At 61.4% G+C, this 23,831-nt stretch carries 31 protein-coding genes; all 31 read right to left on the reverse strand.

Annotated elements, in window-relative coordinates:
* Positions 1–1,332, reverse strand: a 1,332-nt coding sequence (locus HP547_RS06445) for a hypothetical protein (RefSeq protein WP_218583467.1), incomplete at its 3' end; no start/stop codon positions are given.
* Positions 1,333–1,863 (reverse strand): hypothetical protein, encoded by a 531-nt coding sequence (locus HP547_RS06450; RefSeq protein ID WP_306139918.1) that lies wholly within the window; start codon positions 1,861–1,863, stop codon positions 1,333–1,335.
* Between the two features lie 39 nt (positions 1,864–1,902).
* Positions 1,903–4,980 (reverse strand): host specificity factor TipJ family phage tail protein, encoded by a 3,078-nt coding sequence (locus HP547_RS06455; protein ID WP_172285784.1) that lies wholly within the window; start codon positions 4,978–4,980, stop codon positions 1,903–1,905.
* Entirely contained in the window at positions 4,977–5,354 is a 378-nt protein-coding gene (locus HP547_RS06460; RefSeq protein WP_172285785.1) for a hypothetical protein, read from the reverse strand. The genes HP547_RS06455 and HP547_RS06460 overlap by 4 nt, the downstream gene beginning before the upstream one ends.
* Positions 5,355–5,356: 2 nt before the next feature.
* On the reverse strand, positions 5,357–5,836 hold the full coding sequence (locus tag HP547_RS06465; RefSeq protein WP_172285786.1) for a DUF1833 family protein: 480 nt from the start codon (positions 5,834–5,836) through the stop codon (positions 5,357–5,359).
* Positions 5,837–5,848: 12 nt separating this feature from the next.
* Positions 5,849–8,848, reverse strand: coding sequence for a phage tail length tape measure family protein (locus tag HP547_RS06470; RefSeq protein ID WP_256676274.1), 3,000 nt, complete (start codon positions 8,846–8,848; stop codon positions 5,849–5,851).
* A gap of 60 nt (positions 8,849–8,908) precedes the next feature.
* Positions 8,909–9,235 (reverse strand): superinfection immunity protein, encoded by a 327-nt coding sequence (locus tag HP547_RS06475; RefSeq protein ID WP_172285787.1) that lies wholly within the window; start codon positions 9,233–9,235, stop codon positions 8,909–8,911.
* Positions 9,236–9,289: 54 nt separating this feature from the next.
* Entirely contained in the window at positions 9,290–9,571 is a 282-nt protein-coding gene (locus HP547_RS06480; protein WP_372242864.1) for a hypothetical protein, read from the reverse strand.
* An 83-nt stretch (positions 9,572–9,654) separates the two neighbouring features.
* Positions 9,655–10,095 carry a hypothetical protein gene (locus HP547_RS06485; protein WP_172285788.1) on the reverse strand — a complete coding sequence of 147 codons (441 nt, stop codon included), beginning with the start codon at positions 10,093–10,095 and terminating at the stop codon, positions 9,655–9,657.
* Between the two features lie 57 nt (positions 10,096–10,152).
* Positions 10,153–11,322 carry a phage tail tube protein gene (locus tag HP547_RS06490; protein ID WP_172285789.1) on the reverse strand — a complete coding sequence of 390 codons (1,170 nt, stop codon included), beginning with the start codon at positions 11,320–11,322 and terminating at the stop codon, positions 10,153–10,155.
* 93 nt (positions 11,323–11,415) lie between these two features.
* Positions 11,416–11,616 carry a hypothetical protein gene (locus tag HP547_RS06495; protein ID WP_172285790.1) on the reverse strand — a complete coding sequence of 67 codons (201 nt, stop codon included), beginning with the start codon at positions 11,614–11,616 and terminating at the stop codon, positions 11,416–11,418.
* 109 nt (positions 11,617–11,725) lie between these two features.
* Complete coding sequence (locus HP547_RS06500) at positions 11,726–12,133, reverse strand: phage tail terminator-like protein (protein WP_172285791.1); 408 nt, start codon at positions 12,131–12,133, stop codon at positions 11,726–11,728.
* A complete protein-coding gene (locus tag HP547_RS06505) occupies positions 12,130–12,528 on the reverse strand; it encodes an HK97 gp10 family phage protein (protein WP_172285792.1) in 399 nt (132 codons plus the stop codon). Before HP547_RS06505 ends, HP547_RS06500 begins: the two co-directional genes overlap by 4 nt.
* A complete protein-coding gene (locus tag HP547_RS06510) occupies positions 12,528–12,914 on the reverse strand; it encodes a hypothetical protein (protein WP_172285793.1) in 387 nt (128 codons plus the stop codon). The genes HP547_RS06505 and HP547_RS06510 overlap by 1 nt, the downstream gene beginning before the upstream one ends.
* A complete protein-coding gene (locus HP547_RS06515) occupies positions 12,871–13,854 on the reverse strand; it encodes a phage head morphogenesis protein (protein ID WP_256676275.1) in 984 nt (327 codons plus the stop codon). The genes HP547_RS06510 and HP547_RS06515 overlap by 44 nt, the downstream gene beginning before the upstream one ends.
* A gap of 44 nt (positions 13,855–13,898) precedes the next feature.
* Positions 13,899–14,417 (reverse strand): DnaT-like ssDNA-binding protein, encoded by a 519-nt coding sequence (locus HP547_RS06520; protein ID WP_172285797.1) that lies wholly within the window; start codon positions 14,415–14,417, stop codon positions 13,899–13,901.
* A gap of 35 nt (positions 14,418–14,452) precedes the next feature.
* The gene (locus tag HP547_RS06525) at positions 14,453–14,611 is read right to left on the reverse strand and encodes a hypothetical protein (protein ID WP_172285798.1); all 159 of its coding nucleotides are present in this window, start codon (positions 14,609–14,611) and stop codon (positions 14,453–14,455) included.
* A gap of 43 nt (positions 14,612–14,654) precedes the next feature.
* On the reverse strand, positions 14,655–15,041 hold the full coding sequence (locus HP547_RS06530) for a hypothetical protein (protein WP_172285800.1): 387 nt from the start codon (positions 15,039–15,041) through the stop codon (positions 14,655–14,657).
* Positions 15,042–15,050: 9 nt separating this feature from the next.
* Entirely contained in the window at positions 15,051–15,980 is a 930-nt protein-coding gene (locus HP547_RS06535) for a DUF2184 domain-containing protein (RefSeq protein ID WP_172285801.1), read from the reverse strand.
* A gap of 9 nt (positions 15,981–15,989) precedes the next feature.
* Complete coding sequence (locus tag HP547_RS06540; RefSeq protein ID WP_172285802.1) at positions 15,990–16,442, reverse strand: DUF2190 family protein; 453 nt, start codon at positions 16,440–16,442, stop codon at positions 15,990–15,992.
* The gene (locus HP547_RS06545; protein WP_172285804.1) at positions 16,442–17,539 is read right to left on the reverse strand and encodes a DUF2213 domain-containing protein; all 1,098 of its coding nucleotides are present in this window, start codon (positions 17,537–17,539) and stop codon (positions 16,442–16,444) included. Before HP547_RS06545 ends, HP547_RS06540 begins: the two co-directional genes overlap by 1 nt.
* An 8-nt stretch (positions 17,540–17,547) precedes the next feature.
* Positions 17,548–18,906, reverse strand: a complete 1,359-nt coding sequence (locus HP547_RS06550; RefSeq protein WP_306139935.1) for a DUF1073 domain-containing protein — start codon at positions 18,904–18,906, stop codon at positions 17,548–17,550.
* Positions 18,864–20,183, reverse strand: a complete 1,320-nt coding sequence (locus HP547_RS06555; RefSeq protein WP_172285805.1) for a terminase large subunit domain-containing protein — start codon at positions 20,181–20,183, stop codon at positions 18,864–18,866. The genes HP547_RS06550 and HP547_RS06555 overlap by 43 nt, the downstream gene beginning before the upstream one ends.
* Positions 20,180–20,800, reverse strand: coding sequence for a terminase small subunit (locus HP547_RS06560; protein ID WP_172285806.1), 621 nt, complete (start codon positions 20,798–20,800; stop codon positions 20,180–20,182). Before HP547_RS06560 ends, HP547_RS06555 begins: the two co-directional genes overlap by 4 nt.
* A gap of 87 nt (positions 20,801–20,887) precedes the next feature.
* Positions 20,888–21,157, reverse strand: a complete 270-nt coding sequence (locus HP547_RS06565; protein WP_054881779.1) for a hypothetical protein — start codon at positions 21,155–21,157, stop codon at positions 20,888–20,890.
* The gene (locus HP547_RS06570; protein WP_054881780.1) at positions 21,157–21,468 is read right to left on the reverse strand and encodes a hypothetical protein; all 312 of its coding nucleotides are present in this window, start codon (positions 21,466–21,468) and stop codon (positions 21,157–21,159) included. Before HP547_RS06570 ends, HP547_RS06565 begins: the two co-directional genes overlap by 1 nt.
* Before the next feature lie 155 nt (positions 21,469–21,623).
* Positions 21,624–22,019, reverse strand: coding sequence for a GIY-YIG nuclease family protein (locus HP547_RS06575; protein WP_170977600.1), 396 nt, complete (start codon positions 22,017–22,019; stop codon positions 21,624–21,626).
* A gap of 219 nt (positions 22,020–22,238) precedes the next feature.
* Entirely contained in the window at positions 22,239–22,925 is a 687-nt protein-coding gene (locus HP547_RS06580; RefSeq protein ID WP_172285807.1) for a hypothetical protein, read from the reverse strand.
* Entirely contained in the window at positions 22,922–23,071 is a 150-nt protein-coding gene (locus tag HP547_RS06585; RefSeq protein WP_172285808.1) for a hypothetical protein, read from the reverse strand. Before HP547_RS06585 ends, HP547_RS06580 begins: the two co-directional genes overlap by 4 nt.
* Entirely contained in the window at positions 23,068–23,664 is a 597-nt protein-coding gene (locus HP547_RS06590) for a recombination protein NinG (RefSeq protein ID WP_172285809.1), read from the reverse strand. The genes HP547_RS06585 and HP547_RS06590 overlap by 4 nt, the downstream gene beginning before the upstream one ends.
* On the reverse strand, positions 23,664–23,825 hold the full coding sequence (locus HP547_RS06595; RefSeq protein ID WP_256676276.1) for a recombination protein NinB: 162 nt from the start codon (positions 23,823–23,825) through the stop codon (positions 23,664–23,666). Before HP547_RS06595 ends, HP547_RS06590 begins: the two co-directional genes overlap by 1 nt.
* Between the last annotated feature and the right edge of the window lie 6 nt (positions 23,826–23,831).

Raw genomic sequence — 23,831 nt, forward strand, 5'->3', positions numbered from 1 at the left:
CTTGCCGTCCGGCCCACGCGGAAAGATGCCGGTGACGCTGCGCTCCATGTTGAACGGCGTGTATGGATCGCTGATATCCGAGTAGTTCACGCCCTGGGCGTCGTACTCAGTGAGCAGCAGGATACCCCCCACATCCGCATCAGGGCTCCCCGGGCGAGCGGTGATGATGAGGTGGCTGATCGTACCGTCTGGGCGCAGCGACAAGCCTTCCGACTCGGTTCGCAGGCACAGGTGGCCAGCTGCCGACAGCCGCGCCATCATCTTCTCTGCTCGAACGGTCCCGTAATCCACCAGAGAGCCGTCGAGCTCGCACACCGCCATGCCAATCGCCGCTACCGGCAAAGCGACCGTGCCGTCTGTTTCAGGGATATACGAGCCGCCCAGGCCGAACAGCACGCGACCTCCCTGCAGTGCCACCCCCTGGGTCTTCGGCACGTAGGAATAGTGCGCGCTGGTCGACAGCTGCCAGCCAACCACGTTCTTGGCGACATAGAACTCGCCCCGGCGGACGAAGTTTTTGTCGTAAATCAGCCAGCGGGTACGGGAACCCTCCGTCCCCATGTCGACCTGTTGTTGCTCAATGATCCATCGACCACTGTCGTAGGCGTACTGCAGGCCCACACCGGTCAAGCCGGTGCTGACACCAGACACGGTTGCCCCTTTTGCCGGCAGAGTGCTGATGTCATAGGCGTGCAGCCCATCAGTGCCCGCCTTGTTGTAGAGCTTGCGCACACCGCCTTCAGTGATGATCACCAGGCTTTCCCCGCCTGGGGCAATCATGAACCAGCCGCCGTACACCCCCGTTGCCTGGAACCAGGCAATCACGGCCTTGGAGCCGTTGGCATACTTGATGTAGATCCGGCCCGACTCGTCGTAGCAATGGCCCTGCGGGTAAATGTTGCCCTGGCTCGGGCTGCCGGCGGCGACAAAGGCGGCCGCGATGTCCGGGAAGTTCAGGGCCAGTTCCCGCGCTACCGACTTGATGAATATCGCATCCCGCGTCTTCGCCAGAGCGTTGAACCCGGCAATTGCCGGCGCCACCTCAGCGTTTGAGGCCTTCTGGTCGAGGGCCAGCTTCTGCGCAACACTCACCGGCTTTTCTAGGTCCGAGGTGTTGTCCACCTGGTCCAGGCCAATTGCGCCCTTGGCCTGGCCTGCCGTCGTGGAGCCAAGCAGCGCCTTGATCGGATTGCTCCAGGCCGAAACGATCGCCTCGCGCAGCTTAGTCAGCGTTTGTTTTTTGGTGCTTCGGCCCTGTACCACCGGGTACAGGTCCGCCTCCTTCGCTGCGACTGAAGGGTCGAGCTTGGAGATTGGTTTTTGCTCAGCCATTTATGACCCCGTGATGATCGTGTCGCCGTCTTCGGTAGCCAGCTCAGAGCCGTCCTCAGTCATGAGCGTGTACACGTCCATGCCAGGCCACTTCTCGTTGATGGCGATGTCGACAATGTCGGATTGGGAAAGGTATTCGGGCGCGATCGTGAACCACTGCTCGTCATAGATCGGCCGTTTGAAGACCTCTAGATTTGCGGTGAAGCGCCAATGGCTCACGCCGAACAGCGTGGGACCGTCGTAGATGTCAGTGAACCTGGCCCGCAGTTTCTCGAAGCCCATTGGTGACTGAAGGGGACACTCAAACCAGAGCGTTCCGGATTTAAGCGTGTACTCGAACCAGGCCTCAAAGAGCCGGGCCTCTTCAGCCGAAAACAGCCAGTTCACCTTGGCGATCGTCGGCACGCTGGAGAAGCGTCGGCGCATCCGTGCGCGCCCGCTGACCATCGTGGTACGCACGATGGGGCTGACGGGCTGGAACCCGTAGCCCTCCCGCAGAGGGAATGACAACCCGTCTGGGTATTGGATCATGGGTCAGCCTTCCGGTTTATTTTGAGGTTGCGGCGCCCTTTACCCCGGGGGGAACTGGTCGTCGTAGGTGTAGACACGGCCGTCGTAGGGCATTCCCTTCATCGAGACGTTGCCGTTGGCAGGGTCAGAACTGGTGATCAGAACCGGATAGGCCCAGCGCGCAGCAGGGCCGAAGAGGATGTGAGTAGGCTCTAAAGGCCCTTCGTCCTCAGGGTTGGAAACGCCCGCCAGCACCGGAACGAAATCAATCGGCCCTATAAAAGCGCTGTATTCACTGACAGGCGACGCAGTAAACGGACCGCATAGAGTCCCATCCAGCTTGCGCAAAGCCAGGCGATGCTCTCCACCTGCAGACCAGTCAAGCCTCTCCGATGAGAGCACGATCGTTCCGCCCTGAGAGCTTCGGTAATCCATTAGCACTGCGCTCTGACACCGCTTTGGCGCGTCGTCCGCAACGGCTGCAAAGCTCAGATAGCCGCTGTTGCTGCCATCCAGTTGGGTTTCCCAGCTATACACGTCAGTCCTGAACTTCTGGTGGCCGCGCCGCCGCATGCCGAACCGCCAGGCCCTTGTCTTGTCGCTGAACCCTGGCACCTTGATCTTCTCGACCTTGGTGCCGAGGTCGCCAGGCCAGCGGCATTCGACCGTTTCCCACGCCCAGGTGCTGCGCGAGAAGTACTCTACGTCCACGCCGTCGAAGTCGTTGATCGACGGCATGGCGCCGCTGATCTTGAGCATCTTGGTCATGTTCTGCGGCGAGTAGGTCTGCGTCTTCGGGCCGTAGGTGACGTCGAATGCAGCGCGGGCAGCGTCACGGACTGGGCGCAGCAGGCCACGGAATGTGACCAGCTCACCGAACCCGCACGCCAGGGCGTTGTTGATCATGTCCTTGACCGTGATCGTCGCATCCAGCGTCTCGTCGTAGGTGTCGCCGCGGGCAACGCAGGTGTTGTGGAAGGCCTGCCACTCTGGCAGGTCTAGGTCGTCGTCCGTGTAGCCGCGCTGCTTCAGCTGGTATATGCACCACGGAACGATGTCTCGGCTTGGCCCGGCTCCGCCCTCCATCAGCGGCAGGATTCTGGTTGCTTCGACACTGACCTGGCTCTCCGACTGAGCAGAAAGCCGGTCACCACCTCGGATGTTGCAGGTCATGACTGTCAGGCCAGGGTAGCTGGTAGGCGAGTACTGCATCCGCCCGCGCAAGTCCGTCCAGGTGGCGTCATCCCGAGCCTCGTCGTTGATCCGGCCGGGCCGGTCTACGTACTGTTTTCGGATACGGGCCTCGGCACGCATGGCGTATGGCAGCGCGATTCGCTCAGTAAAGCCTTGGGCATCAAGCGAGCCGCCCACGTTCATATACTGGAGTTGAGTCCAGGCGCCGGCCACGTCCATGTCGCGATACTCGAACACGTAGTAGGTCGGAATCTCGTAGATCTGCCCCTCGCGCCCGATGCCGCAAAGGCCATTGGCGTAGGTTACGGTCCACTCCAGTTCGATGACCTTCTCGTTGTCTGGGCAGCAGGCGAACGGGCCTCGGTAACCACCTTGCAGGTTCGAAGCGTCCAGCGTGATCAGGCCGTTCACCGTCTGCATGGAATTGAAGCCAGGCCAGTCGTCGTCGGCCGACCCGGACGCGGTCAGTCGCTCCACCTCAATTAGGCTCCTACTGAAGGCCGTGATCCGGTAGCGGAGGCCGCGCGGGCCGATAGTTGCCAGCCCCTGACCCAAGGCAAGGCCGAACACCGGATCGCCACCGTCGTAGTTCAGCGTCATCTCAGCCGGCTGCGCAGGCGTGCCGCCGTTAGTGGCTGCGCCGGTGACACCTACTGGCGCAGATCCCAGCACTAACGAGGCGCCGGAAGCCGTGATTGGCATACCGAAGAACGGAGTGAGTTCTACGAAGCGAATCACGCCTGAGGACTGCTCGGCCTTGATCGGCACACCCGTCAGCTGCACATTCAGAGCTGAGACGAGCCCGGCCAAGTTTGTTGTCGCAGTGCTCAGCGTAACCGGATAGTTCGAGCCGGCATGAGAAAGTGTGAACCCCAGAGGCGTTACGTTGAAGTCGTAACGGCTTGGCGGAGACGAACCAGTCAGCGTTGATGCTGTGCCAGGATCCGCCGGCACTGCCGGCTCTGCGGGCGTAAAGCTATGCACCACATACATCCCGGCATTAGCTCCAGCCACCTCGATCAGCATGCCAGGGGTTGGATTAAGCATTTCCAGCGGGCCGCGGACGATGTCACGGTCAGCCCCGCCGTCGACTACCCCATAGCTGTATGGTGCCAGCGCCCGAATAATGATCCCGCTGGACCAGTCTTCCGGGAATTGCCCGGCACCGGCAGGCACGCTGATCGTATCGCCGACGAACTGATATGCCGAAGTAGTGGCTGACCTGGTGAGGTCGGTGGCCATCGTCAGTTCAAGGCCGGCCGATCCGCTCGAGCTTGCCCCGACCTCTGGCACGTTGAACCAGTTGATGTGGGCAGGATCGGCCGACAGGTCAGCGCCAGGCGGATAAATCGTGAACGTCGCGTCTGCCCCCAGTGAGATCAGCGGTGTTTCGCCAACCTTCACCTTGGTCAATGGGATGTCGTACTCGCCCTCGCCGATGTACAGCAGCATCTCCATTCGCTGATCGCGCGGTGCGACTTGTGTCCTGCGCGGCTGCGCCAGGTACGAGCCATACACCCGCTGGTGGCCAGCTACCTGCCGCACTGGGTCGCCAAGCTTGACCTTGTTACCCTTGGCGCTGGCGTCCATCAGGGGGTCGCCCTGCTGGGTGCCGGCGCTGGACGGCATGCCGGGCATCTTCGGCATGATCGCCTTGAGTACGGCCTTTGCGCCTTTGAACAGGGCGAAGGTGATGGAGAATGGATCTGTGCCCTTAGGTTCGCGGTAGATCTGGAGCAGGTCGGACGGCTTGAATTGCACCTTGTGCCACAGGTGCTGCTCTATCACCTCATCGTTCAGCAGTACGCTGATTGGCGGGCTTTCCCGGCGCTCATACGACGGGGCCAGCGACTGCAGCCACTCCTCGATGGACATACGCCGGTCGGTCTTCCAGGTTCCGAGGGGCGCCGTATCACTCAGCTTGTTCGGATAAAATTCGATCATCGGTAATAAACCACCCTCGGGTGAGCGGCTTCGAACTCGCCGGTCGTCCGGAGGCAGGCGCCACCGGGGTTCGTGTCCAACACCTTCAGCCGGCCTTCACTCTGCACCACCACGCCAACATGTAGGCACAACGCGCCTCGGAACACGGCGGCAATGGCGCCGGGCTCTGGTTGGCACTCCTCCATACCCTGACGCAGGTCGTGATAGGCCTCGGTGTTGGCCCTGAGCTTGTTCTTTCCCACGGCACCCAGACTGGGCAGCAGCGGCATGCCGAATACCTGGTGGCGCACAGCGATGCACAGCCCCCAGCAATCGAAGGCAATAGGTCCCCGTGCACCCTCGCGATACGGGGCGCGCATGAATTTCTCGATCATGGTCAGATGTACTTCAGGCCGGGGGCTTTTGTCGCGGTGAGGAACTCGCGCATGCCGTTGGTATTAAGCAAGTCCATGAACCCGCAAGTCAGCTTGGCGATGTCGTCTTCATACTCCCGGCTTAGCAGGGTCATCCTGTATCGCTCCTGCGGGAACGTAAGGTCTTCAGCCAGGTAGCGCCGGAAAGTGATGATGAAGCGCTCATCCGCCACTTTGGCTTCCTCGACCACTTCCTGCACTTCTCCGGTGACGTTATCCATCCCCAAGATGATGTTCTGAAACGCGCTGTTGTCGTTCTTGGGAAGACCTAGATCCATGGCCATTGCCACGAAGGTCAGCGTGCGGCCGTCCTCGGTGGTGCATACCCGGTCTTCCCAGCCAGAGCAGTAGAGGTGGGAGATGGTGCCGCCCTCCTCTCGCGCTTCGATCGTATCGACAAGCACGCCACGTCCCGAGGCGTAGCACTCCTCGATTAAGCTCATTGCCATTCCTCGTTAGGTTGGGCTGCGAGTGAATCCATATGCAGCCTCAAGTGCCTGGGCACGCTCGCCGCCACCCCAGATGTCCGTCACAAAGGCATCGATCTCAAGCTGGCCGTTATCACCAGTGCGCTGATCTACTGTGCCTGCGCGGGACCGGTCCTCGATGAGGTTCACAGTGACGCTTGTCTGAGTCGTGACAGGCACCTGGCTGCTGCCGGAGGACTTGGTGGAAACCACAGAGCCGCCACTTCCAGCGACCGAAACCCGCTCTCCAGCGTTTATTGCCTCAAGCAGAGCGCGATTGCGCTTGGTGCCTTCGGCGTTCACCACAAATTCCTGGCCGTGCACCACGCCAGCGACCTGCTTACGCCCGCCGCCACCGGTGTAGCCGCCAGACTCGAAGCCCTTGATCAGCGCGAACGCCGCCAGGAGTGCTGTGCCGCCAACCACGGCAGCAGCACCGAAGGACCCGATGGAGGCAACCAGCGCTGCAGGCAGCCATGCCGCCAGGGTGGTGCCAGCTGCAGCCGTTTGTGCGGCAGTGGTGGTCGCGGCTGAGGCGAGGCTGGAAGCGGTAGCCACACCATCTGCAGCGACCTTGGCAGTGGCAACGGCGGCCGCACCAGATGTCTCTGCCGCCGTCACAGCGCCTACTTGGGCGATCTGCTGAGCTGCTACCGCCGCCGACGTCTGCCCAAACACCACCTGCATTGCCTGGTTCACGGCCCACTGAGCGGCCATCTGGCCGAGCGAGTTGATGACGCTGCCGAACAAGCTGCGGGTGATGTTCGAGACAGATTCTCCGAAGGTCTGGCCGTCCAGAGCCATGCTCTCGAAAGCACTGCCGACACTTGACTGGATGCTGCCGAACGCTCCGCTGAACAAGGCCTGCGTCTGCCCGGCCACGTTTGCTGCGCTCACCTGGAAATTGGCCAAGGCCGCATTCCACCCATTAAGCGGGCTGGTGATCGCTGCATCGTACTGGGCGAAGCCGGTTTGTAGGGCTTCAAGACGCTTGGGCAGGTATTCCTGCTCCAGGTCGATTTGCGCCTGCAACTCTTGCCGCTGCTTCTCCGTCGTGGCGTTGGCCAACTCAGTGCGCAGTTGCAGGATGCGGTCGTTGGTCTGCTGCTCCAACTGCACGCGCTGCTGCATGCGCTGCGTCTGCTGATCGCCCATGCCGACGCCGGCTGCCGAGATGCTGTATTCGCTGCGCTGCCCGGCCAGCTGCCGCTCAAGCTGCGCCCGGTATTGCTCTGCTTGGGTCAGGCCTTGGGCGCCCTTGATGGCGGCGGCATAGTTCAGCGAGGCCTGGGCCAGCGCTTTTCCGTACTCTTCCTGGCTGATCTTGCCCTTGCTCAGAGCAAGGTCAAGTTGCTCCTGCTCCTTGGTCAGCGCACGAGCAGCCTGGGCGGCCGGGTCGTACTGACTGTACAGGCGGGCGAACGTATTCTGGGCTTCAGCGACACCGCGATTATCCTCACGCGGCGTCTTCGGCTTCGTCTTGTCGGCGTACTTGCTTTCGATCGCAGCGATCCGCTTAGCGATATCCTCCTCGCTTCGCCCCGCTTTAAGCCCAAGCTCTCGAGCCTCAGCGATCTCGGTGCGCTTCCTCGACTCTTTGTCGAGGTACTCAAGCTGTGAACTCGCCCAGCGCGCAGCGGCAGCAATTCGTCCTTGATTGGCATCCGTTTCGGCCGATTCTGCTTTGGCAGCAGCTGCTGCAGCCTCTCGGCGCTCCGTAAGCGCCTTAATCTGAGTTCGCAGAGCCTGGTTTGTGTTGTCCCCGAAGCTGAACAAGTTGGAGAGCGCGCCTGTGAAACCGCCCTGTTTCCTTGTATCAAGGATCCTCTGCGCTATCTCTATCTGCTTGTTGTCATCGGGGAAAAGCTCGGCTTTTATCTTGCTGTAGGCATTGCTAATCGCGGTGCCTATATCATCCCAGTCGCGCTCAAGCTCTGACAAAGAATCTCGATAGCGTTGAAGTCTTTTTTGGGCATTGGCATTAAGGCTCTCGCTGAGGGAGTCCAGGGCCTCCTGCTTCCTTCCCTGGCTCTCCAGGCCAGCAATAACCTCATATTGCGCAGAGGTTATGAGCCCGTACTGCTCGCTGATCTTTTGCGCTGCCTTGGTGGCACTATCTCCAAGCCCGCCAAATGACTTCGCTACATCCGTGGCGCTCTGCCCGGTGAACTGCGCAATCGAAGCCGATGCCTGCGCAAGATTCCTGAATTGGATCTCGCTGACCCTTCCGCTTGCGCCAAGGGCTATTACGGCGTTTTTGGCTTCGGACAGGTCACCAGTGATATCCGCAACCGACATGGCAATCAGGGCCATGCTTTCCACTGTTTGGCCAGAGTCAGCAGAGCCAGAAAACAAGGCCTTATTGAACGCTGAGATTTGCTTCTCTACGTCATAGAAGACCAGGCCCAGCGTTGCTGCAGCCGCAGCCGCGACGGTGAATGGGTTGACCAAGCCAAGAATGTATCCGCCCATCGCTCTGGCGGCCGGGGCGATTCCGCCAAACATATCTTTGAGCTGCCCACCCTGCTGAAGGAACACGGTGAGTGGAGCTTGCCCTCCCTGAAGGCTCACTGCTATGTCAGTGAACTGCGCAGGAATTCCCCTGAGAGCAGCGTTGTAGGCTTTCGCCGACATCCCGGCCTTGTTCATTCCGTCTGAGGTTTCGCCCAGCGCGTCCCGCATAGTGTGAATGCGTTGCGTGTACTCGACGAATGTATCGCTCTCAACGATTCCGGCCTTTTTGAACTTGGCAAGCCGCTCCTGCATGTCGTCCAGCCGACCCAAGGCAGCAGTGGTGGGATTGATCTGACCCAACAGCTGGGTGAGAGCCTTGCGCTGATCCTCCAGGCTGCCGGATACGTCATCCGCCGATGCCGCTGCCGCATCCCCGGCCCGCGTCATCCCCTCAAGCGAACCAGTCAGGTCATCTGCGTTGCGCTTGGCCCCGCGCGAGTCGATCGTTACCGCAAGGCGGGATTCCTGCGCCATATCTTTCTCCAGGCGTAAAAAAACCCGCTCAAGGCGGGTTGTTGTTTGTCTTACCGGAGGTCAGCTTCCGAGTAGCTTTGACTTTTCTCGGTTGAATTCAGCCTCGCTGATGTGCCCCTTTTCCTTGAGGGACGCAAGCTTCTCCAGCTCGCCATAACGATTGCTGGATTTCGATTCAGTCGCAGGCTGGGTCTGCGCCTCAGTCTTGATTGCCGAAGCAGACCAGATAAGGGCTGCCAGCCAGCCAATGAACGTCCATCCAAGGAAAATATTCAGCAAGGCAATGGGCGTGCCATTCGGGTGCTTCCGCTTAGCCGCCACGAAGGTTGGCGCGAAATAGAGAATGAAGGCGGCGACAGCCATCAAGAAAGCGAGAAAATCCGACATGTTCGATCTCCCTGAAAGATGATCAGAATTTAACACATGTCAGCCGCATGAATATCAGCGCTTCTTTGGCCTGCTCTTTCCTTCAGATTCCGCTCTTGCCTTCTCCTCCTGCTCGTCCCAGCTTTTCCGGAACTGGTCATCCAGCGCGAAGACTGCGGCGTCGAGCTCTTCGCGGCATATCGCCGTGGGGTAGCGGTCGATGTATTCGGCAATGGCCGATGGTGGAATGGGCGCCGGAGCGCCAAGCATGCCGACGTACTGCCGGGATCGACTGATGTAGGCGTAGGCCTCCAGGATCTCTGCGGTTACCCCGTCGATTTCTGGTGGATCCTGCACTTTTAAGCCGAGGCGCTCATGCTTCCAGCGCTTCTTTTCGTTCTCAGGCCCCGCCCACTCCCTGCCCCACAGGTATGCCGCGACTACTTTTCCACGGTGGCTGCAGCCTTCTCCTCGACGCGGCGAGCGATGTCGGTGCCGGTGCGCAGGGCAAGGAAGTAGACACTGTTCATCTGCTTGATCAGCTGGATGCACAGTTCGGGAGTGTATGGGGCTGGCTCGCCGGGGCGCTCTTCGACATCTACGCCCTTCCAGTCCTTGATCAGGTGCTTGGCCGCCAGCTCGATGAACAGGTCGTCGTCGGTCTCCAGCTCTACATCGGGGATCTCGGACAGATTGAATTCGGCGGTGCCAACGCGAGCCTGCTGGTTGATCAGTGCAAGGTGACGATTGATCAAGGCCTGGTGTGACTTGTAGATCGGGCTGGCAATGGAGCCGACCAGAATTTCGGCGCCTGGGGCGAACTTAACCCAGCGCTGACCATTGAGGTCAAGCTCAGGCTTCTTTGCAATGGTGATGCCCATGGTATTCCTCTGCGGTAAAAGGCCCGGCGCACACCGCAGGGTGCGCCAGGCAAAGAGTTAAGCGGTTACGGTGACAGCGCAGGTGTCGGTCTTGGTGCCGTCTGCAGCGCTGGTCGCGGTGATGGTTGCGGAGCCGACTGCGATGCCTTTGACGAGGCCGGTTGCGCTGACGCTTACCTTGGTGGCGTCCGAACTTGTCCAGGTGACCTGCTGGCTGGCACCGGCCGGGGTAACCACGACTTCGAGGTCGCCCGTCGCGCCAACAGCCAGGCTCAGGGTGGCCGGGGTGACATCCACAGCGGCCACAACGATCGGCGCCGGCAGGCGGGTAATGGTCGGGGAGACGCGGCGGGCGGTGTAGTTCAGCTCCACCTGGATGATGTCGGTGGACCCACCGTCCGGCCAGTCAGCGGTCACTTCCATCTCAGGGATCAGGAAGCGATACCCACCGTCAGCGTTGCCGATGGTGAATTCCAGGCTGATCGCGTCGTTGGTCTTCTGGGCCTTCCACAGCTCGTAGGCCATCTTCGACCAGCTGATCGTGATCGCGCCTGAAGGGGTGAAGGTGGTGGCGATGATGTTGCCCGGGTACGGGTTGCCGTTGCCGATGCAACGCTGGGTCTGCACGCTGTTGTCGAACTGCAGGTTGAAGCTGTCGACGCAGGCGTTGTCCTCACCCACCTGGACGCCGTTGATCTTCAGGCCGCTGATGTCCTTGAAGCTGAAGCGGCGCTGGCTGGTCTCGGGCTGGGCGTTGAGGATGAACGACGTGTTGTCGCCCTTGTCGTCCCAGGAGCGAGCGGCCATGGTCGTGGTGACCGTGACTTCGTTGTCACCTGGGAAATCGAAGTTCATGGTTGCGACTTGCACGCCGCGGGCGATGGCTGATACGCCGATGTCGGTCGCGTAAGAGGCGATCGAGAAGGTGATCCGGTCGTCGCCCATGGTCAGGACGTTGGCCGCCCAGGCCTTGCCGAAGCAGGAGGCCATGAACTCGTCCAGCGCGCCGTATCGCCACTTGGTTTCGATATCGCCGCCGACGTCCACGGTGGTCTGGGCGGTACCCTGCGACATGCGGGTGAAGCCGATTTCGTTGTTTTCTTCCGAGTTGAAGGTCGGCATCAGGCCGTTGCTGATGCGGGTCAGCACGTTCCAGTCGCCGGCCGGGGTCACGCCGGGGGTTACTTCTTTGATCCAGGCAAGCTGGACCTTAGCGCCCGAACTCATCGGTGCCTCCTTAGATCGTAATGATCCGGGGAGGCGTGGCGGTCAGAGGGGCCTTTCGGCGTGTCTGATCAGCGTGCCCGGTGAATTTGGGTTTTAGATGTTCAGCTCGACCTCGACAGAGGTCAGGAGCTGCCGGCTTACCTCGCCGAAGGTGGTGAGGTCGGTGTACTGGAGGTTGACGTACTCGACGCTGAGCCCGGTCTTCTCATTGAAGGCCTTGATCGCCCCGTGAATCTGATCGGCCAAGATGCGGCGCTCTTCGCGCACCTGCTCGATGGTCATGCTTTCACTCATCGCCCTTCTCCTTCGATGTCAGCCAGCGCTCCCACGCGGCAAGCGCAGCCTTAGCCGCGCGGATCAAGCTGCGGTGCAGCTCCACGGTTGTCTTGGACATGCTTGCCTCTCAGTAGGCGCGATAGGGTATTGAAACGTTGACTTGGTACCAGCCATGGCCGTCATCGCCGATGGTGCTGGCCGATACCGCGTAGCAGTCGAATGGCCCGGTCGGGTCGCTGTAGAACTCGAAGTGCTGCACCAGTGTGTCGGCAGCCTTGGTGATTGCCAGCGTGCCCTTGTAGCTGGGCACGAACAGCTGAATCATGATGATGCCGGTGCGTCGCACGCACGGGCCGATGCCGGTCTCTGGCGCGCTGGACAGGCCTGGCACGTCCGCCAGCCTGGCCCAGATGGGTTTCCCGGCGGGATTGAATGGGCCTTGCGGATTGTTCGGGTAGTCGACGGCAGATGAGGGAATGCCCGCCCACTGCGTCATGCGGCCAGTGACGATGGCCCGGATCTGCTCAAAGGTCATTTGTCGTAGGCCTGTGTAACGCCGTAGAAGGCGATGCCGTATATGCCAGCCGGCGCCTGCCTGGAGTGGCCGTCCTCGAGCGCTCCGGCGTATGCCAGGTTGTTCTGAATGTAGGTGACCGTGTATGGCTCAAGCCCAGAAAGCTCGCTCTCGCCCTTGGCTATCGTCTCTCGGCCGCTCCTGTCATAGACATCCAGGGAGTAGTAGACCGGCGAGCCGATGCTTACGATGTTGTTGGCCAGGAAACGGCCTGTGTCGACCGGGGCCCGCAACACAATCTCGCCCAGCATTGCCAAGGTGATCGACCGGTGCCTCTCGGCCAGGGCATCCTCCACCACTCCGATGAATGCCGACGGCGGCACGCTCCAGGCGCGCCCTCCTCTCTGCCTGGCCATCACGCCTTCCTCAGTTGAAGGTCATGGTGCACACCAGCAGGGTCACCGCCCACGCGAACAATGCGATAGCCCTTGGCGGGCATACCGAGAATGCCGACGTTATCGGTCGTCTCAACCAGGTGGCCGATGTCGGGACGGGCGGCCACTTCATTGGTTAGCGCGATCAACTGGATGTCGCCGAACTTGATGTTCAGCCCGTCCACCCGCTTCTCATCGTACTCATGGAACACGCCGCGCCCGTCGTAGATCACGGGCTGCGCCGTGGTTTCCTCGGTAACCGGATCGACGACGCCTGGGCCCATGTACTCGCCTGTGAAGGCGGTCACCGACTCCGCGAAGACGTCATCGAATAGTTCCCCGAAGATTTCCTGCATCTCGTCGCGCATAGTTCGCCCTTATGGTGTACCGGGCCTGGCACCGGCAATTCGCAGTTTCATCCCACCCGGCGCCCAGCGATCGGTCGCCCGGGTAGCGCAGCAGCGCGCCAGAGTTCGTGCTGAACGGCTCACCCAGCGCCCGGGTCTGACCCTGCATGCCGGCGTGGCTGTTGCGCACCTTCTCGTCTCGCCTGGTCTCCCAGTCTTTGACGATGGCTTCGCGTGGCAGGCCGCGCTCTACCAGTTGCTCATACACCCGGTCCCGGCCGGCGCTGAACGATTCGAGCGCCTCGGTGCGGGCGATCATCTGTGCATGGGTTTGCAGCAGTCGGTCGGCGTAGCGCCCTGCGATGCGGTCGGCATCAGCACTTGCCACTGGCGTGCCGGCCTTCAGCGCCCGCATGACCATGGCGTCGAATCGCTTGTCGCGGCGGGTGCGGGTCAGGTACTTGCGCAGTTGCTCAGGATCACCGCTGCGCAGCTGGGTGCGGGCATCAGCAACGTATTGTGAAAAGTTGCCGGGGAGCCCGACCGTACCACCTGTGCGCCGACCGGTTTGCTTGCTCACACGACCGGCCAGGTCCAGGGCGATCTGGCGCGGGCTTCTGCCGGCCTGCAGGCCATAGGAAACCGTAACGCTGATGCCATCAACCTGGTCCATGGCCATCTGCGCTTTCAGGGTGGCGATGTGCTGCGCCAGCCATGACTGGGCGCCTTCGGCGTTCACATCCAGCTCCTGCCTGCCCAGGCTGCGCGGTACGCTGCTCACCTCTGCCTTGGCGCCAGCCATATAGCCCGACCTGATCAACTCCATCAGCGCGCTGAACACTCCAGCCGTGAGCAAATCGGCCAGGGCGGAATCGTCTCGGGCTGCAATCAGGCGTTCGATTTCCGCGATGGTCGCTGCATCCAGCGTCGCCCTTATCTGGTCAAGGTAGGCCTTGGCCATGGCTGGCTCCATGCCCTCGATCTGCCGGATGAGCTCTGCCTGATTCACACGACCACCACTGCTGGCAGCGGGCACCGCAGAACCATGATTGGCGCCAGGATGTCGTTGATGATGCCGACCACGGGCTTGTTTGGCTGGCCGTCGACATCATCAGGGCCGAAGAACTCGGTTTCCAGCGGGCCTACCTTGGCGCGTTTGACGGCCTTGGATGCCACATAGTCAGGGTTCAGGCTGCCAGGCTTCACCAGCTCACGCAGCGCGCCTTCGTAGGCGGCCTGCTCAACCTCACGCGGCACCGAGCCTGAGTCGATTGGGTCGCCGTTTCGGTCCGTTGCGCCGGTGCGCGGCCATTGCAGCGCCTGGTCGCGCCCACCTACCTTGCGGCCGGGGAACGACAGAACGCAGCCGGTGGTCGGCAGCTGGGTGCCAAGTCCGTCGATGTAGGCTGATGCCCGCGCCAGCGCCGCTTCCTTGTCGGCCTCAGTAGCAGCCGCCCAGGCGGCATTGCCACGGGCCTGGTGGTAGGCGTCAGCGCCCGCCACGGTACCGTAGTAGTCAGCCATCATCGCTCTCGAATAATTGGCCCGTAGGCCGTGAATCAGGAGGTGAACATCTTGCAGAAGGCTTTGGCCGCTCGCAGCGATGGAACCTTGCCAGTCTGCTTGAACACGGCTTGGTCGCCTGCCTTGTGGAACTCGAACCCTGGCCCGGTGACAACGGCAAGTTCGCCTACGCGCTGTGCATTGATCTGGCTCATGGCCTGATCCTCGAATGAGTGGGCGGCGAACCGCCCAGGGTTGTTACGGGTGCTTGGCCAACTCGGCCTCCAGCTCTTCCAGGGTGACGTCGTTGCCCACGTCCACGCCCTTCTCGGTGAGCTTGGCGATGATGTCGGCCTTGGCCTTCTCTTCGGCCTCGGCCAGGCGCTCCCGCAGGCTCTTGAGGCTGGAGTTCTTGCCAGCCTCGATTCCCAGCGCCTTCATCTTGGCGAACAGCTCTTCCTTGCTGAGTTCGACAGGCTCGCCGCCCTCGACCACCAGCACGCCGGTCTCGACGTAGAACGCCAGATTTTGACGGTTGCTGTAGTCGACCCACTGCGGCACATCGATGGTGCCGCCAGGAGGCACCACGGAGCCGTCAGGGAGGCCGATGGGGGTCTTGCTATGGGTGTTGGATACCTTAGCCATGCGACCCCCTTAGATGCCGTCGGTGTAGCGGACTTCGGCAGGACGGCGAACGTCCACGCCGCCCAGGCGGAAGATACCCGGCACTTCCCAGCGGATCGGGCCGGCCTGGTACACAGGCAGGAAGCGGTGAGGCATCGGGATGTGCATCTTCAGCACCGACGGGTCGCGACGGTAGCTGATCATGCGTGCGGTGTTGCCGGCGCCGGCGGTATCAAGGCCGTTCAGCCCCTTGATCAGCAGCGGGCGGCCGGTGGTGGCGGTGTAGACGTTGTTCTTCTGCAGGTAGGTCAGAATCGACTCCAGGCCCTGCTCGTTCACCTTGCGAGTGGCCAGCAGCAGGAACTTGCTGTAGGGCAGCAGCAGGGTGTCAGAGAACGCGGTGTACAGGGTGCCCTGCGCCTGGACGGTCAGCGCGGTGTTCACGTCGGCCAGGATCTGGTCGGCGGTCGCGGTGGCCCAGTTGCCAGTCACAGCGGTGCCGGCGGTTACGCCCGGGAAGTTGAACAGGCCCGAGAAGCCTTTCGACGAGTCACCCAGCAGGGCAACGCGGTCGACCATTTCCTCGTAGGCCCGGCGTGCCGCCATGGCGTCGTCCGCAGTCAGGTTGATGCCGAGCATCTGCGCCTGGCTGATCTCTTCCAGGCCGTAGCCGTAACCGATACCGGCCATGTGGATCTGGGTCTCGAACTTCGAGCGCTCGGTGCTGGCCAGCGGGATGTCATCGGCATTGCCGTTGATCCAGTCGGCCTTACCGACCTTGTCGGCCGAGTAGTAGGTGACGGTCTTGATCCACTCGGGGGCCGAGGTGTCGACCGGGATCAGCGTCGGGTACTGGATGTCCGCATAGACGATCTCGTTCACCTGACGCTCGATGTACGAGGTCTGGGATACCACGAAGCCCAGGGCGGCCTGAGCATCGAGGAGCTGAATGTGTCGCATGGTTTCTCCTTAGCCCAGGCGGACTTGAGCGATTTGGTTGGCACCGGTGGTGCTGGTGTCGAAGCGTGCGTTTGCCACCAGCACGTTGTCGGTGGCCACGTTGGTCCACACGCCGGTTGCCGGGACGAAGTACACCGGGTCACCTGCGGCAACCTGCACGGATGCGGTCACCCAGATAGCGCCCTTGGTCATCACGCGGGCCGATTCGTACTGGCTGTACTGGTTGGCCTCAGCCTTGACCGAGCGATCGCGGACGCTGATACCGACAAACTTCGCGGCGGTGTCGCCGGTAGTTGAGGCGCGGCCGGCCTTATCGGCAGTACCCTGGATGACCGGAACACCGAAGGCCAGCCCGCCAGCAGCCTGCACGGTGCGGGAGATCAGGGTCTTCGGGATCATGTCCACGATCATGCCCGGCAGGCCGGCGCGAATGGTTGCGGTGTAGCTGGTTTGAACGGCCATTACTTGTCACCCCCTTTCCAGGCGTCGTTCAGACGCTGCTCGTAGGCCTGCTGGCCGTTGTCATTGGGCTTCGGCGGTTTGCCGTCCTGATTGATCAGGTGCTGGCGAACCGGGTCCTTGGCGGCGTCCTCGACCAACAGGTCGAACCGCGCATCGATGTAGGCATCGGTCTTGCCGGCGATGGCCGCATCACCGATCTTGGCGATGACCACGGCCTTGCGGATCTCGGCATCGCTCTTCCCGGCGTAATCGCCGTCGTGAATGGCCTTGGCCTTGGCGATCAGGTCACCGCGATCCTTCACGCGCTCGTCGATCTGCGCGTCGGTGATCTGCTTGGCCTTGAGGTCGTCGATCTCGGCGTCCTTCTTGGCCAGGTCAGCGTCCTTGGCTGCCATTGCGGTGGCGTGCGCAGCCTCGATGGTGCTGAGCTTGGTGGCGGCGTCGGCCAGGCGGCCTTGCAGGGTGGCGATGACAACGGCGCCCTGGTCGGTTACTTCAACCGGGATGCCGTCGACGGTAACCGTCTTCAGGGTCATGGGTTTTTCCTCGGGGGTTGGGGTGTGTTGTGGCCAGGAGTCGCCAATGCTTGCCCGGCTGCCGGCCCGCCCGCGCTGAACGATGGCGATGTGGTCGGCGATGATGTTGGTTTGCTTGGCCTGGTACTTGGTGCCGTCCGGGGCTTCCCCGTCCTCCCAGACCAGTTCGCAGCTGTAGCCCACGCTCAGTTCGCGCTTGCCGGCCTGCACTGCGGCCACTGCGTCACCGTCGGTGATCTTCAGGCCGATCTTCAGGTACTCGCCGTCGCGTAGAACCTCGTCGCCGGTTGTTCCCACGGCGACTTGCTTCCAGTTGGCTGCGGTAACCGGCTGGCCCGGGTGGTCGTTGGTCATCGGGATCTTCGAGAAAGAATCCAGCGAGCGCTTGGAGAAGACCTCCTTCTCGTCTCGGTAGACGTTCACGAGCTTCAGGTCAGGCCGGCCTACCTCGACGCCCAGGTACTGCTGAATACCGGTGCGCGCAGTTAGCGCAAAAGCTTCCAGGTAGCCGGAATCGTTCAGCCTGGTATCGCCCAGGCTGACTTTGTCAGTGATATGCATGGTTTACCTCAGGGCGTGGGCGGAACGTCGTCTGGCTCTTCTTCAGGAAGTTCAGCCCCGAACTCAGCGATGGCCGCCTCCAAACCCGGCAGAACGCTCTGCTCGACCAGAAGCGTGGTGGCCGCCTTGCTCAGCGCGTCTTCAGGCCAGAGCTTCGTCTCGCCCAGGATCTTGATGGTCTCGGCAGTCTGCTTGCTGATCTCCGATCGCTCCTTCGCCGTCGGCTGCCAGAGGGGGTTCCACACGTAGTGGATCTGGGCCGGCCTGGAGCCGAGCGCCGAGCGGATTAGGCAGTCATCCAGCAGCTTCAGTGCAGGCGTGATGTCCAGCTCCTGCAGCGCCTGGATGCGGTCGTAGTAGTTGCGCAGGTCGGCCTCACCGGTGGAGTTCAGGCCGGACGGTGACTGCCCGAGCAAGCGGGTAGCCGGAATGTCCGCAGCACCCGATACGGCCTGCAGGAATCGGTCGATGATGTCGGGCAACGTGCCGAAGCTCGCAGACTTGGTCTCGTAGTCCTCCTCCTTGTCCAGCAGCAGCGTGCCGTTGATGCCCTTGGCAGTCGCTGCCAGGGTGATGCGCTCCAGTACCTGCTTCCGGTACCCATCGTCCTGCAGGCTCTGCATGAAGTCAGGGATGCGGATGACGTCGACCTTTGCCTCGAACACCAGGCTGGCCACGTTGGCCATAGTGCCGTCCGACTGCTTGATGGCCTCGAACAGCGCCTGCAACACCGAATCGCCCCAGCCGAAGATGTTGGCCGGCGCCAGATCGGGGTCTGGGTGCTCAGCACCGGAGAAGATCACCAGTCGAGACGGGTGGATCTCCAGCTGGCTATCCGCGAGTCGGTAGGCCTTGGGCTTGCCGAAGCGCTCCGACTGCGGGTCTTGCTCGATCTCAGTTGGCGAAAGCTGCCGTCGGTTCATGACTGCCAGATACTTTAGTCCGCCTGCCTGGATTCGGTCGGCATTGAGCGGCGTAGTGGTGTTCGTCTCACCGGTGCCGATAAAGATGGCCGACCCACCGAACAGCCTCGCCCTGATCATGGCCTGCTTCACCTTGGCCCGAAGGTCAAGGCGGGCTTCCTCGGCCTCGATCTTCTCGATCTGCTTCTTGTCAGCCTGCCAGGCCCGCCAGCGCCGCGTGCCGTCCAATGCCGGGATGTCCACGATCTTGCGCGGCAACCAGGCGCCCCGGTAGGCATTGATCAGCTGCTCGTCGGTCAAGATCACCGGCGCATACGTCGAGCCCGATGCCTTGTCGCGCTCGGTGCCCAGGTTTGCCACCAGGTTGACCAGCTTGTCGCTGAGGTATCGGACTACGCCCATTAGGAAACACCTTCGTAGGAGAATCGGCCCTTCGCAGGCCATTCAACGTCGACGCAGTAGCCGATCGCGGTTGTGATGTGTTGGTACTGGTTCTTCTGGTCCTCTTGGAACGTCGAACCTTCTTGGAGTTGGACGGTGGCCAGGCCCTTGTGGCACCAGGGCGCGGTAACAGGGTTGACGAACAGGCTGCTGTCGCCCGAGGCGGTCAGGATCTTGGCCCTCACCGCGTTCTGCCGGTCCTTGATGGCTGGGTGAGCTGGCTTGACCTTGCGCGTATAGCGCCAGCCAGCAGCCTTCAGCACGGCCTCGATGTCGGTGTAGTCCGAGGCGTGGCCATGCTTCTCGCCAGCTTTACCCGCCGGGTCGCCGTAGATCAGCACATGCTTGTTCTTGTGGTCCTTGTAGCGCTCGACGAACTCGACGGCAGCCTGGCGCGAGATAGCGCTGGTCAGGACTATCTCGTCCAGCAGGTACAGGTCGGCGCCGTTGTTGCGCCTGACGCCAATGGCGGACGACAGTGGCGTGAAGTTCTGGTCGTGCATCCACATCAGCTGCTCATGCGCCTCAATGGTCGCAGAGGTCTGGTTGTGTTTGCCGTAGTCCTCGTAGATCCGCCCCGAGGCGGTCTCGAAGCTGGCTTCGAACTCCTGCTTGAACTGCTTGGGCGACATGGCGCGCTTCATGGCGTCCATGACGTCGGGCGGCAGGATCTCGGCTGACTTCCAATGGAACACTCGGAAGTTCGGGTCCTGCCCCGTCTCGGCCTGCTGGCAGAGGTCGTAATAGTGGTTAAGGCCGTCAGGCACCCCCAACAGCCAGCACCAGGCCCGGTAGTCAGGCATCGTCGGGTTTACGGTATTGAGCGCAGGAAGGATGTTGGCCTCCCATGCATCAGGCTTTACGTCCGCGAATTCGTCGATGCCGCCACCTGTCCAGGGGATGCCCTCGATCCGCTGCGGCTTGTCCAGGCCGATAACGTGGATCTCACTGCCATTCTCCAGGTAGATGATCAGGTCCGACTCGGAAGGCCGGCGGCTGTGCATGCTCGAAAGCGTGAAGGCCTTGAGGTCATCCCAGAAGATCTTCTTGGCCTGGGCGTGGGTAGGCGCTGCTGCGAAGTACGGCCCGCTGTAGGCAGTGGCCTGCTTCACCAGGAACCGCTTGAATCGTTCGGTCTTGCCGCTACGTCGGCCAGCAGGCACCAGAGGGAAACGGATACCCGACGGCACGGCCGCCATGAGGGCGAGCTGTACCGGGTGATCCTTGAGCTTGTACCAGCGGGCCAACTGGCGATCGAGCATCAGATTACCGGTGTTCATCCTGGCAACCTCGCGATCAGATCAGCAAGTAGCTGGGCGTTGGACGACTGCGACCCGGCTTGCATGGCTTTCAGCTCAGCCTTGCGCTTCTCGACCTCCAGTCGTTTGAGCTCTTCGTCAAGCTCAGACGGTCCGCCATGCCCGAACATGCCCAGATGCCGCCCGATGTCGACCAGCGCACCCTTCTTGTCGTGCAGTTTGACCTTCAGCCCTTCCTTGCCCTGTGACACCTCAGCAATGGCGCCGGCCGTGTCGTCGTCGATCTCGGTCGAGTCGATCAGTGCCAGGCCGTGGTACGGAACCATGTCTTCGGCGCACTCATCCTCGCCCTCAACCATCCGAACCATCGTCTCGCCCCAGCGGACCACCTTGCGAATATCGCTGAATCCGATTTTGGCAAGCTCGCGCAGCACCATATCCTGGGTGATTCCGGTACGAGCGGAGCGTGACTCCATGCCCTTGGCTACCGCAGCAGAAACCATAACATTTGATAACAGGCGAGCACTCTGGACTTGTGCCGTCTTCTTGCTGTATCCCGCACGTATGGCGGCCTGCGTGGCATTCAGGTCTATCAGGTATTCATCCACGAAACGCTGCTGTTTTGCTGTCAGCGCCATAGGGAATTCCTTGAGACTTTGATGCCTCGCTTTGAGGTAGTTGATTTGCCCGCGCCACGAAACGGCGCATCTCAAATTTGTGGCGCCCTACCCCGGCTGGAACACATGACCGCGCCGGGCTACCGCATACAGGACAATGCCCAGCTTGAGGATCACGCCGTACAGGGTGGGCACATGTCCGCTCATGGCCAGGACGAAGGAGCCGAATGCGCCGATGGCCACCAGGTAGAACGCGACAGCCAGCAATGGATGGTCCATCGGGCGTATCCGGCGCAGGTAGTCGCACGCAGCGATCACCACCAGCACGCTCAGGAAGGCATTGGCGCCGATCAGGGTTGAAATCAGGGTCGAGCTCATCAGGTAGCTCCTTTGGCTCCGAACGACCCAACCAGCGACTTCAGCACCGGGATGATGTTCATTGCCAGAAGGCCTATCAGAAAGGCCACGCCGTATTGGGCTTCTCCGCCTGCCTCAAGCTTGAAGTAAGTGATGGCGAGCGGGGTGCAAAAGATCGCTGAAGCGAAGCCGGTGAAGAAGGCCGCGACTGCCTGGCCTCGAGTGAGACCCCGCAGGAAGGTCAGCGAGAGGATCGCTCCTGCGAAGCCGCCAATTATCACGCCGTACTTCACCAGCAGGACGCCGGCAGTCGTGCTTGCTGGTTCGGCCATGTGTGGTTCCTAGAATAAAAGGCCCGGCAGGACCCTATTGAGGGGCCGGGCAAGCGTGCGGAGCAGCACATAACGAAATTGGAGCGGATACGGGAAATCGAACCCCGATCGTCAGCTTGGAGGGCTGTCTAGCGACCTGCTCTACCCGCGATTTACTACGCAGCGCTTCTGCACTTGCGCTTGATCTTGATATTCGGGGTCAGGTCAGGCTTATTCGGACTCGGCTGCTTGACTGACGCGTGATACTTGTCGAGAAAGGCCATCGCTTGGTTTGGCCCAGACCGAAGCGCCTCAATCATCTCCTTGATGATTGGATGCCTCCCTGGGTACCACTCATTTCCTGGAATGCCGATCCGAATCCTCAGCATTGCCGCTGCCATTGCAGCGTGGAGCGCCTGCTCCTGGCGCAAGGTGCCATCCACGCAAAAAACCGGATTGATCTGATGAGGGTTTCCAGTCTGGAGCTGCGAAATCCTAACGCTCACATCGTCATTTGCCGAATACCCGATCTTGATGAATCGGAAATTCTCCACCTCTACCAAGTAGATCAAATTCCCCTCTCCATACTTTTGCAGGCAGGCCGTGCCATGAGGCCTGCCCTGGCTGCAGTTGCGTTTCTTGCTGGAACAAAAATCCCGGCGCTTGGCCGGGACTCTTGAGGGCCTATTCGGGCAATAAAAAACCCGGCTTTGTGGGCCGGGCTTTGAATGTTTTCGCCAAAGGCGAAATTATGACGATGGCGAAATAGTGCCAAAACACTCCTCAAACTGTCAAGCGGCTATTTCCTGCTCCTCGTCATTGCGCTCACGGAGCCTTTCCACCACCCGAGCAACTGGCTTTAGGGCCTGCTTGTCGAGCTTGTCGACCTGGGCGCAGAGAGCATCCCACACCTCTTGCCAGTCCCTTGCCCAGTTCTGCGGGTTCATCTTCTCGCCAGTGCGATCCTCGACGAACATGCACACCGCCCCCGGACCCATCGCCTCGCCGCCGTGAACGAGGATCTTGTGCGATTGGAGCGCAGCCATGGCCATCCAGTAGGCTCGCTGCTTCTTGCGGTCTGTGAGCGCTTCCAGGCCGCTTCCAAGCCATACCAGGCCATGGGATATGCTCAGGTCGTTGCCGCTGGCCACCGGCGAGTACAGGAAGTGCCCAAGGTGGCGCAGCGACTTCGGCAAGGAATCGATCGCCTGGAGCACCAGGCCGGCGGTCAGCATGTGGGCGCAGCGGTCGTTGGTGAGGCGCCGGCCCGGGCGGGTTTCCTGCACCCCTTCCTTGCGAACCTCGTACACCTTGCAGACCTCCTGACCGTCGTGATTCTCGAGCATGACCATGATCTTCACGTCGGCGGAGCCACCCTTCTTGCCCAGGGCTGCCTGCTCTGCGGCCACGGCCAGGGCGGATGCGCGGTTCTCGTGCAGTGCGTCGTGCCAAACTTGGCGAGCGCTGATTACTTTCATGGTCGTTCTCCCTGGATGCGATTGGTCTTCTTCAGCAGAAATTCTTCGTAGCAACGCTTGCGGCGCACTGCCCCAGCCCAGGACAACGCCGCTCCACCCACCACCATGAGGGTGGCCAAAATCAGGAATCCCCATGCTGGTGTCATGCTGCTGCCCTCCTCAGGTCTTTGAGCTTCTGCCTGTACAGGGCCTTGATGGCCTGCAGGTCTTCGATGGTGTAGCGGCGGGCTGATTGGTCCCTTTCCAGGGCCTCTACAGCTTCCAGGCCGATGCGCTCGATGAGGCCGATCCGGTAGTCCGCTACGTTCCCGGATAGGTATCGGTTGTCGTGCTTCGACTGGGCGTGGCAGTTGTTCTCGTCGAAGCGCAGGTGCGGGGCGGCACCGGTGCTGCGATAGTGCCCGGCATCTACGGCGTTGCCGTTCCAGTCCAGGGGTCGCCCGCTGGAGATGCAGCGATACCCCGCCAAACGGTCCCGCTCGCGGATGTAAGCGTTGAACGCCTGCTGGGCCTCCCGCAGGTGGTCACCCTTAGTCTTCAGCTTCTCACGGCGCGCCTGGAGCTCCTGGCGGGCCTGCTTGGTGATGGCCCTGGCCGCGACCTTCTGCACCCTCGAATCCTTCGACATGGCCAGCGCACAGGCGATGCTGCACACCTTCTGCGTGGTCATTGACGGTTTGAAGTGCTGGCCGCAGCCTGGCGCCTTGCACTTCTTCGGTTTGATCTCCTTGGCAAGCATCAGTAGCGCCCCTCCCACAGATCCTTCTGGCTCCAGCGAACCTGGTGCTCAGCGCCAAACGCCTGAATCCACTCCAGCAGACTCGCGCACTGCTTCACGCTGAGCTGGCTTGTGCGCTCATACACGACGTCGAAGCCGTTGCCGTCTACCGCTGGTATCAGTTGAGG

Origin of the sequence: Pseudomonas sp. CM27 (assembly GCF_013179515.1) — a bacterium.
Lineage (GTDB): Bacteria > Pseudomonadota > Gammaproteobacteria > Pseudomonadales > Pseudomonadaceae > Aquipseudomonas.